Below are 15,332 nucleotides of genomic sequence, written 5' to 3' on the forward strand. Positions count from 1 at the left end.
AAACGGATCCGGCCACGGTGCGCTGACCTGATGCCCGGGTCCGACCGGCCGGCGAGTGGAAGGCTGGGGTCATGAACACCGCGCAGTTCAGTCCGGTCGGCACCCTGGCTGCCGAGGACCTGGGCACCGTACACCTGATCGGGGTCGGCGGGGTCGGCATGAGCGGGCTGGCCCGCCTGCTGCTCACCCGGGGGATCCGGGTCTCCGGCAGCGAGCTGCGGGAGTGGCCCGCGCTGGCCGGGCTGCGGGCGCTCGGCGGCACGATCCACATGAGCCACGCCGCGACCAACCTGGACGGCGTCGACACCGTGGTCTACTCCACCGCGATCCCGCAGGACCACCTGGAGCTGGTCACGGCCCGGGAACGCGGGCTGCGGGTGCTGCACCGGTCGGAGGCGCTGGCCGCCGCGATGACCGGCCGGCGGACCATCGCGGTCGCCGGCACCCACGGCAAGACCACCACCACGTCGATGGCCACGCTGATCCTGCAGCGGGCCGGCCTGGACCCGTCGTTCGTGATCGGCGGGGAGATCTCCGAGGTGGGCTCCAACGCCCACCACGGCAGCGGCGAGTACTTCGTCGCCGAGGCCGACGAGAGCGACCGCTCGTTCCTGCTCTACCGGCCCTTCGTCTCGATCATCACCAACATCGACGAGGACCACCTCAACACCTACGGGGACTACGCCGGCCTGGAGACGGCCTTCGCCGACTTCGCCCGGCTGACCGACCCGGAGGGGTTCGTGGTGACCTGCGCCGACGACCCCGGCACCCGGCGGATGGCCGAGGCGCTGCGCGCCGAGGGCCGCACCGTCTACACCTACGGCACCGCGTCCGACGCCGACCTGCGCCTGACGGACCTGGTCTCCTCGGCCGCCGGGCTGCGCTACCGGGCGACGCTGGAGGGCGAGTCGCTGGGCGAGATCCGGCTCCCGGTCCCCGGCAGCCATCTCGGGCTGAACAGCGCCGCCGCGGTGCTGACCGCCCGCAAGCTCGGGATCGGGCTGGACTGCGTGGTCTCCAGCCTCGCCGCCTTCCCCGGGGTACGCCGCCGCTTCGAGCGCAAGGGCGTCGTCGCCGGAGTCCAGGTCTACGACGAGTACGCGTACCACCCGACCTCGATGACCGCGTCGTTGAAGACGCTGCGGGAGGTGGCCGGCGGCGGGCGGCTGATCGTCGTCTTCCAGCCGTACCGCGTCTACCGGACCCGGGACCTGCAGGCGGAGCTGGCCACCGCGCTGGCCATCGCCGACGAGGTGCTGGTGCTGGAGGTGTTCGGCCCGGGCGAGGTGCGGGCGCCGGGAGAGGGCGGGGTCGCGCTCACCGACGCGATCGCCCTGCCTCCCGAGCACAAGATGTTCGTGCCGTCCTGGGAGGACGTACCGGCCGAGGTGGTTCGCCGGGCCGCGCAGGGTGACGTGGTGGTGACGATGGGCGCGCCACCGATCTCGCTGATGGGTGACGAGCTGCTCGCCGCGCTCGCCGGCCGGTCGGCCGACGGCACCGGCCCGGACGTGGCGACCCCCGACGCCGAATGAGCCCCGGCTCGGGCGGCCGGTCCGGCGGTTCCGGCTCGTCCCGGGACCGGTCCGGCGGTTCCGGCTCGGGGGGCCGGTCCGGCTCGCCGGCGGCCCGTCGAGGCGGTCCGGCCCCGGCCGGCCGGGCGCCCCGGCCCCGGGCCACCGGCGCCCGGGGCGGTCCGACCGGGTCGGCCCGGTCCGGCACCCGGGGTGCCGAGCGGGGCTGGCGGCTGGTCCGGGCCGGTAGCGACGCCGTACCGCCGTCGGTGCGCCGGTTCACCCAGCGGGCCCGGCAGCGGCGGCTGCGCGCCGCGCTGCCCTGGACGGTGCTCGCCGGGGTGCTGGTGCTCGTCCTGGTCGGCGCCTGGCTGGTGTACGGGACGGCGGTGTTCGGGGTCCGGAACGTCCGGGTGGTCGGGGTGGCGCTGGTGACCCCGGAGCAGGTCCGTCAGGCGGTCGGGGTGGCGGACGACACCCCGCTGGCCCGGGTCGACCTCGCGGCGGCCCGCGCCCGGGTCGCGCAACTGCCGCCGGTGGCCCGGGTGACGGTCTCCCGAGGATGGCCGAGCACCCTGGTGGTCGAGGTGGTCGAGCGGACGCCGGTCGCGGTGGTGCCGCAGGACCGGCGCTTCCTCGTGGTCGACGGTTCCGGGGTGGTGTTCCAGACCCGGGCCGACCGCCCGTCGGGGCTGCCGGTGGCCCGGGTCGCCACGCCCGGCCCGGAGGACGTCTCGACCCGGGCGGCGCTGGAGGTGCTGGCCGCGTTGACTCCCGAGCTGCGGGAGCGGCTGGCCGAGGTGGTGGTGGAGGCACCGGCCAGGATCACGGTACGGCTGCGCCAGGGTCGTACGGTGCTCTGGGGCGACTCCTCGCGTAGCGACACCAAGGCCCAGGTGGCGACGTCGTTGCTGAGTCGGAAGGGCGACACCATCGACGTCCGTACCCCGGACGTGGTGACCATCCGCTGACCCCGGCGAGGCGCCGCCGGTCGGAGTGTCGGCCAAGGTTTGTCGGTGGGCGTGCCGACACGCCGCGCAGGTCCTTGGCTCCCGCCGCGCGTACGCATACGTTGCCCGGAGAGGATCAATAGTTGACATAACTGTAGACCTCTAGTAGAGGGTGAGGGTTACCCTTCGCCTCCTCGTACATGGTTGTCGGCCTCGCCCCGGCCGGATCGCCGGGCGGAGTGGGCGCCCCCCGCCGAGATCGAAGGAAAGGACCCCGATGACACCTCCGCACAACTACCTGGCGGTCATCAAGGTCGTCGGCATTGGTGGCGGCGGAGTCAACGCCGTCAACCGGATGATCGAGGTCGGGCTCAAGGGCGTCGAGTTCATCGCGATCAACACCGACGCCCAGGCACTGCTGATGAGTGACGCCGACGTCAAACTCGACGTGGGTCGGGAGCTGACCCGGGGGCTGGGCGCCGGCGCCAACCCCGACGTGGGCAAGAACGCCGCCGAGGACCACCGCGACGAGATCGAGGAGGTGCTCAAGGGCGCCGACATGGTCTTCGTGACCTGTGGCGAGGGTGGCGGTACCGGCACCGGCGGCGCGCCGGTGGTGGCGAACATCGCCCGCAAGCTCGGCGCGCTGACCATCGGTGTGGTCACCCGGCCGTTCTCCTTCGAGGGCAAGCGGCGCCAGGTCCAGGCCGAGGCGGGCATCGACGAGTTGCGCAACCAGTGCGACACGTTGATCGTGATCCCCAACGACCGGCTGCTCGCCCTCGGTGACCGGGGGATCAGCATGATGGACGCGTTCCGGCAGGCGGACCAGGTGCTGCTCTCCGGTGTGCAGGGCATCACCGACCTGATCACCACCCCCGGTCTGATCAACCTGGACTTCGCCGACGTGAAGAGCGTGATGAGCGGCGCCGGCAGCGCACTGATGGGGATCGGCAGCGCCCGGGGGGACAACCGGGCGGTGGAGGCGGCCGAGGCGGCGATCTCCAGCCCGCTGCTGGAGCAGAGCATGGACGGGGCCCGGGGCGTGCTGCTCTCCATCGCGGGCGGCTCCGACCTCGGTCTCTTCGAGATCAACGACGCGGCCCAACTGGTCACCGACGCGGCCCACCCGGACGCGAACATCATCTTCGGCGCGGTCATCGACGACGCGCTCGGCGACGAGGTACGGGTGACCGTGATCGCGGCCGGTTTCGACGGCGGCACACCGGCGTACAAGCCGGTCGACACGGCCCGCAAGCCGGGGCAGCCGGCCGTGCCGCACGTACCGGCTCCGGTCTCGCCGTCGCCCGCCCCGGCACCGAGCCCGCAGCCGCGCCGGGTCCTCTTCGACGACGTGGACGTCCCCGACTTCCTGAAGAACGGTTCCTGACCCTCGTCGGTGAGTGCGAGGAGTGAGCTTGCGAGCCCCGCAGTCACGAACGAAGACGGCTCGGTGAGCGCGAGGAGCGAGCGTTCCGGGGCGGCCCACATCGGACGCGGCCGAGCCGGAACGCGAGAAGACCAACCAGCCCGCAGTCACGGACGAAGACGATTTGATGACCGGACCACCCCTTCCGGCGCCGGACCGGCGTCGGGCTCAGCTCGCGGAGAACCTGGCGTCGGTACGGGCCCGGATCGACCGGGCCTGTGTCGACGCCGGCCGGGATCCGGCCGAGGTCACCATGGTCGCGGTGACCAAGACATACCCGGCCGGCGACGTCGTGTCGCTGGCCGGGCTCGGGGTCACCGACGTGGGAGAGAACCGCGACCAGGAGGCGGCCCCGAAGGCGGCCGAGGTGGCGGCGGCCGGGGCTGACGTCCGGTGGCACTTCGTCGGTCAGCTGCAACGCAACAAGGCCCGTTCGGTGGTGCGCTACGCCGACCTGGTCCACTCGGTCGACAGCGTGCGGCTGGCGGCCGCCCTCGGCGAGGCGGCGGACCGGCACCGGGACCGGCCGTTGGCGGCGCTGGTCCAGGTCAACCTGGACGGTGCCGCCGACCGGGGCGGGGCGCTGGTCGACGGCGGCGACCCGGACCGGGAGGTCGCGGCGGTGGCCGCCGCGCTCGCCGGGCATCCGAGGTTGCGGCTGGCCGGGGTGATGGCGGTCGCGCCGCTGGACTGGGCGCCGGAGCGGGCGTTCGCCCGACTCGCCGAGGTGGCCGCCGGGCTGCGGGCCGACCATCCGGACGCGGTGGTGGTCTCGGCCGGGATGAGCGGCGACCTGGAAGCGGCGATCAGCCACGGCGCGACACATGTGCGGATCGGTAGCGCGTTGCTCGGAATGCGTAGCACGCTGCGGTAGCCTGACAACCGGACACCAAACTACATCAGTGTTGTTTGAGACGGCATCCCCACTGTCGGGGGGCTGGGTGGGATCGGGATCATCGGTCGTGCCGGGGTTGAAGTCTCAGGCCGGTGGGCACTGCAGTGTTCACGCGCGTGACAGTGGCACGGCACGGGGGGTGTGCCGCAGGCGGCGGACGGAGGGGCGCGGCGATGGGTGCACTGCGCAAGGCGGGGGTCTGGCTCGGACTCGTGGAGGAGGACGACGAGCGGGCCTACGACGACGGTGGCTACGACAAGGGTGGCTACCGCGAGTCGCGCTACCGGCAGAGCCGGTACGCCGACGAGTTCGCCGACGACGAGGACGAGCAGGACAGCCCGCCGCCGCCCCGGTCGCGGGCCGGCGAGCGCGGCCGGCTCTCCGAGCGCAGCACGGGCCGCGGCACCGACCACGACCGGTCGGAGTCCGACCGTCCGGAACGGACCGAGCGGGCGGAACGCGCGGAGCGGGCCGAGCGCGCCGAGCGGGCCAGCGTACGGTCGATCAGCCGGTCCGGTTCGGCGGAGGCGTCGAGCGCGTTGACGTACCCCACCCGGGACAACCTCGCCCTGGCGCCGCAGGCGCAGATGCGGGAACGGGTGGTGCCGCCGGAGCCGGAGCAGCGCTACCAGATCACCACCCTGCACGTCACCACCTACCGGGAGGGGCGCACCATCGGTGAGCACTTCCGGGACGGTGTCCCAGTGATCATCAACCTCACCGAGATGGATGAGGCGGATGCCCGCCGATTGGTGGATTTCGCCGCCGGTCTGGCCTTCGGGCTGCGCGGTACGATCGAGCGCGTGACCAACCGGGTGTTCCTGCTCTCACCGGCCAATGTCCAGGTCACCGCGGAGGACAAGGCCAAGATCGCTGAGGGTGGGTTTTTTAGCCTGAGTTAGCCCGACCAAGGGATCACGTTGCTGACCATCCTGTTTCAGGTCCTCTACCTGGTTCTGTACGTCTTCCTCCTGGTGCTTTTGGCCCGTTTTGTCTTAAGTGCCGTCCTGCAGTACGGTCGCCGCTGGCAACCGGGCCGGGGCGCCGCGGCGGGAATGGAGTCGGTGTGGAGCGTCACTGATCCGCCTCTCAAGGCGTTGAGGCGTGTGATCCCACCATTGCGAATTGGTACCGTGAGCATCGACCTGGCCTCCCTTGTGCTCCTGGTTATCCTGTTCGTGCTGATGAACTTCGTGCTAGAGCCGCTGATTCTCAGGTGAACATCCTGATCATGAGCGCGCTACGCGGCCGCAACTGACCCGAGGAGTTTCGATGCCGCTGACCCCGGCCGACGTCCACAACGTCGCCTTCAAGAAGCCGCCGATCGGCAAGCGGGGGTATGACGAGGAAGAAGTCGACGCGTTTCTGGACGAGGTCGAGCGCGAGCTCGCCCGTCTGATCGAGGAGAACAACGAGCTCCGCGCCCAGGTGGAGCGCGGCGGCCGCGGCGGCGCGCCAGCCGGCCCGGGCGCCGACCCGCGACTGGCCGCCGAGCTCAACGACGTCAAGGCCCAGCTCGACCGGGTGCAGCGCGACAAGGCGGCGGCCGAGCAGGCGGCCCGGGCGATGCAGGCTGAGCTGGAGCAGGTGCGGGCCCAAGGCGGTCCGGCGGTGACCGGCGACGGCGAGCAGCAGGCCCTCCGGGTCCTGATGATGGCCCAGCGGACCGCCGACGACCACGTCTCCGACGCCCGTCGGGAGGCCGACCAGCTGCTCTCCGACGCCCGGACCAAGGCCGAGGAGGTCACCCGGGAGGCGCGGGCCAAGGCCGACGCGCTGGAGCGGGACGCCCGCCAGCGGCACCAGGAGGCGATGGGTGGCCTCGACGCCAAGCGGACCGCGCTGCAGAAGCACATCGAGGAGCTGAAGCAGTTCGAGCGGGAGTACCGCACCCGTCTCAAGGCGTACCTGGAGAGCCAGCTGCGGGATCTCGACGGTCGGGGTCAGGGCCTCGAGGTGGAGATGACGCGGACCGACGGCAATCGGTCCGGCGGCACCACCCCGGGTCTGGCCACCGCCGGCCTGGCGAATTCCTACGGCGCGGGCGGCCGTTCCGGCGCGCTCGAGGCCGGTCGCTGACTCCGGGTCGACAACACGGTTGACTCCGGGTCGACACCACGGGCGCCGTCCCGTATGACAACTGGAAACGATGTGTCGGGGGTGAGCCGTGATAGTCGGCAGTCTGTTGCTCATCCTCGTCGCCGTGACGCTCCTCGTGCTCGGTCTGGCGATCGGGTCGAGCGGGCTGCTGATCAGCTCGATCGCGGCGAGCCTGCTGGCCGCCGTCGCGCTGGTGGTGGGGGCCCGGCAGGCCGCGGCGAGTCGCGGCGGACTCGGCGACGAGCCGTTCGGTGACGACGGGATGGCCGTGGGTGGCGATGGTGAGGGGCCTGGCGGGTCACGCCGTCGCCGGCCCCCGACCAACACCCGGGTCGCACCGACCGACACCCGGGTGGCCGGGGCGGCAGGGGGGTACCCCGCCGACCCGTCCGTACCGACCGGGACGGTGCTGACCGAACCACTCCAGGTCTCGGTGCCAGCCCAGACGATCCGGTCCGGCGCGGCGCCCGACGACTCCGGCTGGCGGCAACCGGCCGGTGTGTCGGAGCCGGCCGGTGCCGGGCCGGGCGCGGTGGCGGCGGACGACACCCTTCCGGCGGACGAACCGGCGGCACAGCCGGTCTCGCCCGCCGACGCGACGGCGGTGGCGTCGTTGACCGCCGAGGTGCGCGTCGTCGACGGCCGGCCCCGTTACCACCTGGCGGACTGTGACCACCTCGACGGCCGGGAGAGTGAACCGTTGCCGGTGGGCGAGGCGGCGGAGCTGGGCTTCACCCCGTGCGGGCGCTGCGAACCGGCCAGCAGGCTGCTCGCCGACACGCCCCCGCGCTGAGCCGGACGGGGCGTCGATGGCCGGAGCAGTGACCACCGGTACGACCCTGGCCGGGCCGCCGTGACGGCGGCCGGCACGCTGACCGTCGCGGTACGGGTCAAGCCCGGTTCGTCCCGGGCCCGGGTCGGCGGCTGCTTCGACGGGCCGTACGGGCCGGCGCTGGTGATCGCGGTGAATCAGCCCGCGGTAGACGGCCGGGCCACCGAGGCGGCCCGGCGGGCGTTGGCCGAGGCCCTGCGGTTACGCCCGGCCGCGGTGACGCTGCGGACCGGCGCGGCCAGTCGCGACAAGCTCTTCGAGGTTGACGGGCCCGGCCCGGTGGTCGACGCGCGACTGCGCCAACTCCGGGACGGATCCGCTCTGTGACGGCCCGACCCCGTGTGGGGCGGCCATGACCGACCGGCTCGACATCGCCCTGCTGATCGGTGCGGCGGTGCTGCTCGTCGCGGTCGGCGCGGTCCGGCTCTCCACCCGGCTCGGGGTACCCAGCCTGCTGGTCTACCTCGCGCTCGGGGTGGCGATCGGCGAGGACGGGCTCGGGATCCGCTTCGACGACGCCGAACTGACCCGGGCACTGGGCTTCTGCGCGTTGATCGTGATCATCGCCGAGGGCGGGCTGACCTCCCGCTGGAGCGCCCTGCGACCGGTGCTCGGCGTCGCCGGCATGCTGGCGACGCTCGGCGTGGTGGTCAGCATCGTGGTCGTCGGTGTGGTGGTCCACTTCCTGCTCGGGGTGGACTGGCGGCTCGCGCTGCTCTACGGCGCGGTGCTCTCCTCCACCGACGCGGCGGCGGTCTTCGCCACCCTGCGGTGGCTGCGGCTGCCGCCCCGACTGGTGGCGACGTTGGAGGCCGAGTCGGGGATGAACGACGCCCCGGCGGTGTTGCTCGTCGTGCTGCTTTCCAGCTCCACGCTGAGCGGGCACGCCTGGTGGCAGGACGGTCTGCTGCTCTGTTACGAGCTGGTGGTCGGTGTCGGGCTCGGGTTCGGTGTCGGGATGCTCGGCCGGTGGACCCTGCGGCGGGCCGCGCTGCCGTCGTCCGGGCTCTATCCGATCGCCGCGGTGGGACTGACCGTGCTCGCCTACGGCGTCGCCACGGTGCTGCACGCGTCGGGTTTCATCGCCGTCTACGTCGCCGGGGTGATCCTCGGCAACTCCCGGTTGCCGCACCGGCAGGCGATCCTCGGCTTCGCCGACGGGCTGGCCTGGATCGCGCAGATCGGGCTCTTCGTGCTGCTCGGCCTGCTGAGCGCGCCGTCCCGGCTGGAGGACGCGGTGTGGCCGGCGGTGGTCACCGGCCTGGCCCTGGTCCTGCTGGCCCGACCGCTGGCGGTGGTGCTCTGCGCCGGGTGGTTCCGGATCGGCGCCCGGCAACAGGCGTTCCTGTCCTGGGCGGGGTTGCGCGGGGCGGTGCCGATCGTGCTGGCCACCATCCCACTCTCCGAGGGCGTACCGGGTGCGGTGCCGCTGTTCGACGCGGTTTTTGTCCTGGTGGTGATCTTCACCTTGCTGCAGACCGGAACCCTCGCCCCGGTGGCCCGGTGGTTGCGGCTCACCGCCGCGGCGGAGCCCGCCGAACTGCGGGTCGAGACGGCGCCGCTGGAGCGGATGCAGGCCGACCTGCTGCAGTTGGAGATTCCGGCGGGTTCCCGGCTGGTCGGTGTGCACCTCGACGAGCTGCGGCTGCCGGTGGGGGCGTCGGTGACGCTGGTCGCCCGGGACGGGGTCGGGTTCGTGCCGGCCCCGGACACCCGGTTGAAGGTCGGGGACAGCCTGTTGATCGTCGCCACCGCCCGGGTACGGGACGAGGTCGAGCGGCGGCTGCGGGCGATCAGTCGGCGCGGTCGACTGGCCCGCTGGTTCGGCGAGTACGGCGAGGACCGCGACGGATAAGCGCGCGTACCTTTTGCCCGCTTCGGGGGTTATTACCGGTCGAAAAGCGTAACATCGGTGCGGCATGTTGTCGGACGCCTGTACGTTCCGTATTCTTGCCAACCTCCGGAGTGCGCGGCGGTCCCGCCGTGCGCCCGTTTTTGCACTGGGGGACGCCATGGCCGAGCGGGCGAAGGCCGCAGGCGATACGACCGGTACGTCCGGTTCGTCGTCGGTGGCCCGAGGCACGCCCAGCCGGTGGTCGCCACCGCACGCCCGGCGTTCCGGCGCCGGACGCGCCGGCGACCTCGCCACCCGGCGTTTGTGCAGTCCGGCGTTGGCGATCCGTGCTGCCGACAGCATGCCACTGGTCGCGTCCGCCGGAGCGACCGCACCGAGCAGGTCCGCCCGCTCCGCCGCAGCGGCGGCGCGACGAACCTGTCCAGGCACGGCCGACCGCCGCGGGGTCCGCGGCCGAGGGAGCGACGATGGCTAAGCCAGCCGACACCAGGACCGCCGGCCGCAAGTCGGCACCGAAGACCGCGCGCAGCACCGCCGAGACCGAGAAGATCCGGGCGGCCCTGGCGGCCCGCCGCGACGAACTTCGCGGCGAGTACGATCAGACGCTGAGCGAGATCACCGAGCTGCAGCGCGAGCGGTTGACCGACTCGGCCGGGGACGACCAGGCCGACACCGGCACCAAGACGTTCGAGCGGGAGCAGGAGATCTCTCTCGCCAACAGCATCCTGGAACGCATCACCCAGGTGGAGCGCGCTCTGGAGCGGCTTGACGAGGGCAGTTACGGCTGGTGCGAGCGGTGCGGCAACCCGATCCCGGTGGAGCGGCTCGCCGCGTTCCCGTCGGCCACCCTGTGTGTCGCCTGCAAGCAGCTGGAGGAGCGCCGGTGAGCGGTCCGGGGTCGTGATCGGAGAAAGGGACACCTGCTGAACATCGACGACGAGCGGACGACCGAGGCGCGGCCGGCCGGGGCCGACCCGGAGGGACCGAACCGACCGCGCGTACGGCGGATCGCCGTCTCGGTGCTGGTCGGCACCGCCGTACTGGCCTGGCTCGCCGACCTCGGCACGAAGCACCTGGCCCTGGCGACCCTCTCCGACCGCGAGCCGCTACGCCTGCTCGACGGCGCCGTCTATCTCACCCTCACCCGCAACAGCGGCGCGGCGTTCAGCCTCGCCTCCGACCACACCTGGGTGTTCCCACTGGTCACCGCCGTGGTGATCGGCTGGATCGGCTGGCTGGCCGGCAGACTGCGCTCGCTGCCCTGGGCGATCGCGCTGGGCCTGGTGCTCGGCGGGGCGATCGGCAACCTGACCGACCGGATCTTCCGGGCCCCCGGCACGTTCGTCGGGCACGTGGTCGACATGGTCAGCCTCTTCGACCCGTACGGGCAGGTGTGGCCGATCTTCAACCTCGCGGACAGCGCCCTGGTCACCGGGGTCTGCCTGGCGGTCCTGCTGGAACTGACCGGCCGGCAGCGCGACGGGACCCGGATCCGGTCCCGCCGCGCCGAGCCGGCCGTGGACGCGGGGACCGACGCCGACGGACGGGACGACCGGGCATGACCTCTACACACGACGCCGGACAGGTACGTCCGGCCGGGGAACGTCGCACGCTGCCGGTCCCGGAGGGACTCGACGGGATGCGGCTGGACCAGGCCGTCTCCCGACTCCTCGGGCTCTCCCGGACCACGGCGGCGGCGCTGGTCGAGGCGGGGGACGTGCTCGTCGACGGGGCCGCCCGGCCCAAGTCCGACCGGGTCACCGCCGGTTCCTGGCTGGAGGTGGTGCTGCCCGCGCCGGCCGCGCCGCCGACGGTCATCGCCGAGACGGTCCCCGGGCTGCGGGTGATCTACGCGGACGACGACATCGTGGTGGTCGACAAACCGGTCGGGGTGGCCGCGCACCCGAGTCCGGGCTGGACCGGCCCGACCGTGATCGGCGGGCTCGCCGCCCTCGGCCACACCATCGCGACCAGCGGCGCGGCCGAGCGGCAGGGCGTCGTGCACCGGCTCGACGTCGGCACCACCGGGGTGATGGCGGTGGCCAAGAGTGAGCGGGCGTACAGCCTCCTCAAGCGGGCCTTCAAACTCCGCGAGGTGGAGAAGCGGTACCACGCGGTGGTGCAGGGACATCTCGACCCGCTGAGGGGCACCGTCGACGCCCCGATCGACCGGCACCCGACCCACGACTACCGGTGGGCGGTGATGGCGAGCGGGAAGCCGAGCATCACCCACTACGACACGTTGGAGGCGTTCCCGGCGGCGAGCCTGCTCGACGTACGGCTGGAGACCGGGCGGACGCACCAGATCCGGGTGCACCTCTCCACCCTGCGGCATCCATGTGTCGGTGATCTGACGTACGGGGCGGATCCGACCCTGGCCACCCGGCTCGGCCTCAGTCGACAGTGGTTGCACGCCCGCGAGTTGGCGTTCGCACACCCCGGGACGGGTGAGCCCGTCCGGTTCGTCAGCGACTACCCTGACGACCTGGCACATGCACTTCGCATCTTGCGCGATTGACCGCCAGCGAGCAGCCGACGAGGGGGAGTCCCGCCCGTGCGCCCCGGTGACCTGTTGCGACAGTTGGACCGGCAGTTGCTGCCGCCGCTGGCCCGCGGCCTGACCCGGCTCGGACAGGGGCCGCTGCGGTTGCGGCTGCGACTGTTGACCAGTGTCGCGCTGCTCTGCTCGGTGGCCGTACTGGTCACCGCGGTCTGGGCGGTGGAGCGGCAGCCGGCGATCGACCCGACCCTCGGCGACGTCACCCGGGTCGGGGTGGTGCAGGGCGAGTCCATCCCCGGATACGTCGAGGCCAGCCGGGGCGAGTTGGCCGCGCTGATCGCGGCGCCGCCGGCCGGGCCGGCACCGCGGACGTACGCGCTGGTCACCCTCGCCGCCTACCTGGCCCCGGACCGGCTGCCCCCGGTGCTGGCCGGCGTGGAGGTCTCCGAGGTGTACGCCCGGCTGTGGCGGCCGGGCAGCCAGACGCAGATCGTGCGTATTCCGGCGCTCCGCCTGCCCGACGACGTGATCGGCGGGATGCTGGAGGTCGCCGAACGCAAGGACCAGGAGGTCCGGGACTACCAGGAGCGCAGCGCGGCGGTGGTCGGTGACGGCCCCCACGAGCAGGAGATGCGCCGGTGGTACGACAGCGGCGCCCGGGTCGCCTCGGACGAGGCGACCGCCTACCGGTCCCGCTGCTCGTGCGTGTACGCGGCGGTGGTCCGGGGCGAGCCGGCCGCACTCGGTCAGGTCGCCACCCGGCCCGGGGTACGGGCGGTGGACCCGGCGCCGGAGGTGCGCCGGCTGGACCGGACCGTTTTCACCCCACCCCTGCCTGAGCAGGAGGACGTGGTACGTCCGCCCGCCGACGCCAGCATGCCGCCCGCGCCGACCGCCCCGGGTGACCCGACCGACCCGGTCGTGGGCGTACCACCGGCCGGTTCGGCGGCCTCCGACGACGCGACCGGAGGCCCGGCCCCGTCGGCGACCGGCACGCCGCCCCCCGGTCCTGGACACGCCCCGCCGACCGGCGGGCACGCCCCGCAGACCACCGCACCGGCCACCTCCGACGGCGGAACCGGCACGACCGGCCCGGAAGAGCCCGCCACCGTGCCCGGCGACGACACGACGCCGGACAACTCGCTGGACGGGTCGCCGGACGGTGCGGCGTCGGCCGAGGAACCGCCGACCACGCCACTGCCCGGCACACCGAGCGGTGAACCGTGAGGATGGTGACGGCCACGTGGGCTCCGGCGGCGACGGCCATACCGATGACGATGGGTGCGAGCCGCCAGTGGCCCGAATAGGGTTTGCTTCGTAGCCTGTCAGGGCGGGGACCGATGGCGCTGGGAGGGCGAGCCGTGGACGGCACCGAGACCGGCTGGGGCCGGCCGGCGGAATCAGCACCGCGTTGGCGGGCGCTGCTCGACCGGGCCCTGCACGGCGGCCGCACCGACGAACACCAGGTACTCGACGAGCGGTCGGGGCCGGCGGCGGACAGCGGCGGCCGGTTCGGCGGCACCGGCCGGTCCGGGCGGACAGCACCGCCGCCGGGTGACCCCGGCTACCCGCCCGGGTCCGGCTACGGTCCCGGGCCGGACCAGCCCGGCGAGTCCCGGTACGCCGCGTTGGAGAACGGCTACCGGCACGACTCGTTCTTCGGTCCGGAGCCGGGGCTGCCGGCCGACGCCGGTTGGTCCGACCCCGGATACCGGCCGGATCCCGGCTACCAGGCCGGCCCGGGGCACCGCGCGGATCCCGGGTACCGGCCCGAGCCGGGCCGCTCCGCCGACGGTGGTCACCCCACCGAGTCCCGGTACGCGGCGCTCGGCACCGGTTGGCGCCCGCCACCGCCGGCCAACCCGCCGGCCGCTCCGCCACCGCTGCCCCGACGTCCGCCGCCGTCGGGCGCGCCCGCCCTGCCGCACCGGGGTGTGCCGGACGAGCCGGGACCGCCGCACCGGGGTGTGCTGCCCGAGGAGCCGGGCCCGCCCCGGCGACCCGGTCCCGACGTGCCGGCCCTGCCCGGACGGGTCGTCCCGGCACCCCGCGCCGCCCTGGCACCACCGGCGGCGCCGGCCGAGCCGACGTTCCGGCCCGCGCCGGCCGAGCCCGCGTTCCGGCCCGCGCCGGCCGAGCCCGCGTTCCGGCCGGCCCCGGCGCGGCCCGCGCTCGGCGCGGCCCCGGTCGACAGTCCGGCCCGGTACGGGGCGCCGGAGACCGGCTACGCCGTGGGGGCGGGGCGGCCCGCCGCCGATCCGGCACCACCGGCCCGGGCCGGGTGGCTGCGCCGCCAGCCCGACTCCGAGGTGGAACGGGCGATCAGCGTGCTCCGGCGCGACCTCGGCTCGCCCCGGGTGCTCGCCTTCGCCAACCCCAAGGGCGGGGTGCACAAGACCACCGCGACCGTGCTCGCGGCGGCCACCATCGGCGGGGTACGCGGCCGTGGTGTGCTGGCCTGGGACGACAACGAGCTGCGCGGCACCCTCGGCCTGCGCGCCGGCAGCGCCCGGCACGCCCGGACGATCCGGCACCTGGTCGCCGAGCTGATGGAGATCGAGGTGCTGCCCGGCAACCAGCTGACCGAGCGGCTCGACGACTACCTCCGGCACGCCTCCGACGGCTCGTACGACGTACTGGCCGGGGAGGAGAGTCCCCGGTTCGCCCAGCGGCTCGACCAGCACACCGTGAAACGGGTGCTCGAACTGCTGCGCCGCAGCCACGACGTGATCTGCGTGGACACCGGCAACAACGTGGAGAGCTCGAACTGGCAGACCGTGCTGCGCGCGGCCGACCAACTGGTGGTCACCACGGTGCCCCGGGAGGACGCGGCGTTCACCGCGGACTGGATGCTCGACCTGCTGCACGAGATCGGGATGGGCGAGCTGGTGGAGAACGCCGTCACCCTGCTGTCCTGCCCGACGCCGGGGCAGTCGCCGCTGCTGGAGGACCTGAAGCGGCACTTTGCCACCCGGACCAGGGCGGTGGCGGTGGTGCCGTACGACCCGGCGCTGGAGACCGGCTCGTCGATCGAGTACGCCCAGTTGCAGCAGGAGACCCGGGACGCCTGGCTGCAGGCCGCGTCGATGATGGTCGAACCGTTCGCCCGTTGACCCGTTGTCCGGGCGAGTCGGTCTGGAGGCGGGGAGATCAACGGACTAGGCTCGGGGACCGGCGGTCGCGCCGTCGGGGGGACCCGCCGGGCTGGTGGGCACCGGGCCGTCGCCGGCTGCTCGGGGGGCGTTGACGCTGCGTAT

15 protein-coding genes are annotated in these 15,332 nt (G+C 73.4%); all 15 read left to right on the forward strand.

The annotated features are described in order from the left end of the window. Positions 1-71: 71 nt before the first annotated feature. The 15 genes from murC to V1633_RS19485 all read left to right on the forward strand — a co-directional run bounded on the left by murC (position 72) and on the right by V1633_RS19485 (position 15,188). Positions 72-1,535 carry a UDP-N-acetylmuramate--L-alanine ligase gene (murC, locus tag V1633_RS19415; protein ID WP_331215764.1) on the forward strand — a complete coding sequence of 488 codons (1,464 nt, stop codon included), beginning with the start codon at positions 72-74 and terminating at the stop codon, positions 1,533-1,535. Further along, positions 1,532-2,485, forward strand: coding sequence for a cell division protein FtsQ/DivIB (locus V1633_RS19420; RefSeq protein ID WP_331215765.1), 954 nt, complete (start codon positions 1,532-1,534; stop codon positions 2,483-2,485). Before murC ends, V1633_RS19420 begins: the two co-directional genes overlap by 4 nt. Before the next feature lie 256 nt (positions 2,486-2,741). Further along, positions 2,742-3,854 carry a cell division protein FtsZ gene (gene ftsZ, locus V1633_RS19425; protein ID WP_331215766.1) on the forward strand — a complete coding sequence of 371 codons (1,113 nt, stop codon included), beginning with the start codon at positions 2,742-2,744 and terminating at the stop codon, positions 3,852-3,854. 166 nt (positions 3,855-4,020) lie between these two features. Beyond that, the gene (locus tag V1633_RS19430; protein ID WP_331215767.1) at positions 4,021-4,767 is read left to right on the forward strand and encodes a YggS family pyridoxal phosphate-dependent enzyme; all 747 of its coding nucleotides are present in this window, start codon (positions 4,021-4,023) and stop codon (positions 4,765-4,767) included. A 194-nt stretch (positions 4,768-4,961) separates the two neighbouring features. After that, entirely contained in the window at positions 4,962-5,690 is a 729-nt protein-coding gene (locus V1633_RS19435; protein WP_331215768.1) for a cell division protein SepF, read from the forward strand. Positions 5,691-5,708: 18 nt separating this feature from the next. Further along, the gene (locus V1633_RS19440) at positions 5,709-6,008 is read left to right on the forward strand and encodes a YggT family protein (RefSeq protein WP_331215769.1); all 300 of its coding nucleotides are present in this window, start codon (positions 5,709-5,711) and stop codon (positions 6,006-6,008) included. Positions 6,009-6,060: 52 nt separating this feature from the next. Next, positions 6,061-6,867: a DivIVA domain-containing protein gene (locus V1633_RS19445; RefSeq protein WP_331215770.1), complete on the forward strand. Its 807-nt coding sequence runs from the start codon at positions 6,061-6,063 to the stop codon at positions 6,865-6,867. A gap of 88 nt (positions 6,868-6,955) precedes the next feature. After that, positions 6,956-7,681, forward strand: coding sequence for a hypothetical protein (locus V1633_RS19450; RefSeq protein ID WP_407952058.1), 726 nt, complete (start codon positions 6,956-6,958; stop codon positions 7,679-7,681). 60 nt (positions 7,682-7,741) lie between these two features. Further along, the gene (locus V1633_RS19455) at positions 7,742-8,047 is read left to right on the forward strand and encodes a DUF167 domain-containing protein (RefSeq protein ID WP_331215772.1); all 306 of its coding nucleotides are present in this window, start codon (positions 7,742-7,744) and stop codon (positions 8,045-8,047) included. 25 nt (positions 8,048-8,072) lie between these two features. After that, entirely contained in the window at positions 8,073-9,575 is a 1,503-nt protein-coding gene (locus tag V1633_RS19460) for a potassium/proton antiporter (RefSeq protein WP_331215773.1), read from the forward strand. Positions 9,576-10,042: 467 nt separating this feature from the next. Continuing rightward, positions 10,043-10,462 carry a TraR/DksA family transcriptional regulator gene (locus tag V1633_RS19465; RefSeq protein WP_331215774.1) on the forward strand — a complete coding sequence of 140 codons (420 nt, stop codon included), beginning with the start codon at positions 10,043-10,045 and terminating at the stop codon, positions 10,460-10,462. 33 nt (positions 10,463-10,495) lie between these two features. Next, positions 10,496-11,137, forward strand: a complete 642-nt coding sequence (gene lspA, locus V1633_RS19470) for a signal peptidase II (RefSeq protein ID WP_407952063.1) — start codon at positions 10,496-10,498, stop codon at positions 11,135-11,137. Further along, positions 11,134-12,093: an RluA family pseudouridine synthase gene (locus V1633_RS19475; RefSeq protein ID WP_331215775.1), complete on the forward strand. Its 960-nt coding sequence runs from the start codon at positions 11,134-11,136 to the stop codon at positions 12,091-12,093. Before lspA ends, V1633_RS19475 begins: the two co-directional genes overlap by 4 nt. Before the next feature lie 36 nt (positions 12,094-12,129). Continuing rightward, positions 12,130-13,302, forward strand: a complete 1,173-nt coding sequence (locus V1633_RS19480; RefSeq protein ID WP_331215776.1) for a hypothetical protein — start codon at positions 12,130-12,132, stop codon at positions 13,300-13,302. Positions 13,303-13,436: 134 nt separating this feature from the next. Beyond that, entirely contained in the window at positions 13,437-15,188 is a 1,752-nt protein-coding gene (locus V1633_RS19485; protein WP_331215777.1) for an AAA family ATPase, read from the forward strand. Positions 15,189-15,332 lie beyond the last annotated feature (144 nt).

It is taken from the genome of Plantactinospora sonchi (assembly GCF_036422035.1).
Taxonomy (GTDB): Bacteria; Actinomycetota; Actinomycetes; order Mycobacteriales; family Micromonosporaceae; genus Plantactinospora; species Plantactinospora sonchi.

Bases quoted from the DNA above. Each gene is read 5' to 3' on its own strand.
- murC (WP_331215764.1), top strand. From the start codon at position 72: ATGAACACCGCGCAGTTCAGTCCGGTCGGCACCCTGGCTGCCGAGGAC.
- V1633_RS19420 (WP_331215765.1), top strand. From the start codon at position 1,532: ATGAGCCCCGGCTCGGGCGGCCGGTCCGGCGGTTCCGGCTCGTCCCGG.
- V1633_RS19435 (WP_331215768.1), top strand. From the start codon at position 4,962: ATGGGTGCACTGCGCAAGGCGGGGGTCTGGCTCGGACTCGTGGAGGAG.
- V1633_RS19445 (WP_331215770.1), top strand. From the start codon at position 6,061: ATGCCGCTGACCCCGGCCGACGTCCACAACGTCGCCTTCAAGAAGCCG.
- V1633_RS19460 (WP_331215773.1), top strand. From the start codon at position 8,073: ATGACCGACCGGCTCGACATCGCCCTGCTGATCGGTGCGGCGGTGCTG.
- V1633_RS19430 (WP_331215767.1), top strand. From the start codon at position 4,021: ATGACCGGACCACCCCTTCCGGCGCCGGACCGGCGTCGGGCTCAGCTC.
- ftsZ (WP_331215766.1), top strand. From the start codon at position 2,742: ATGACACCTCCGCACAACTACCTGGCGGTCATCAAGGTCGTCGGCATT.
- V1633_RS19475 (WP_331215775.1), top strand. From the start codon at position 11,134: ATGACCTCTACACACGACGCCGGACAGGTACGTCCGGCCGGGGAACGT.
- V1633_RS19465 (WP_331215774.1), top strand. From the start codon at position 10,043: ATGGCTAAGCCAGCCGACACCAGGACCGCCGGCCGCAAGTCGGCACCG.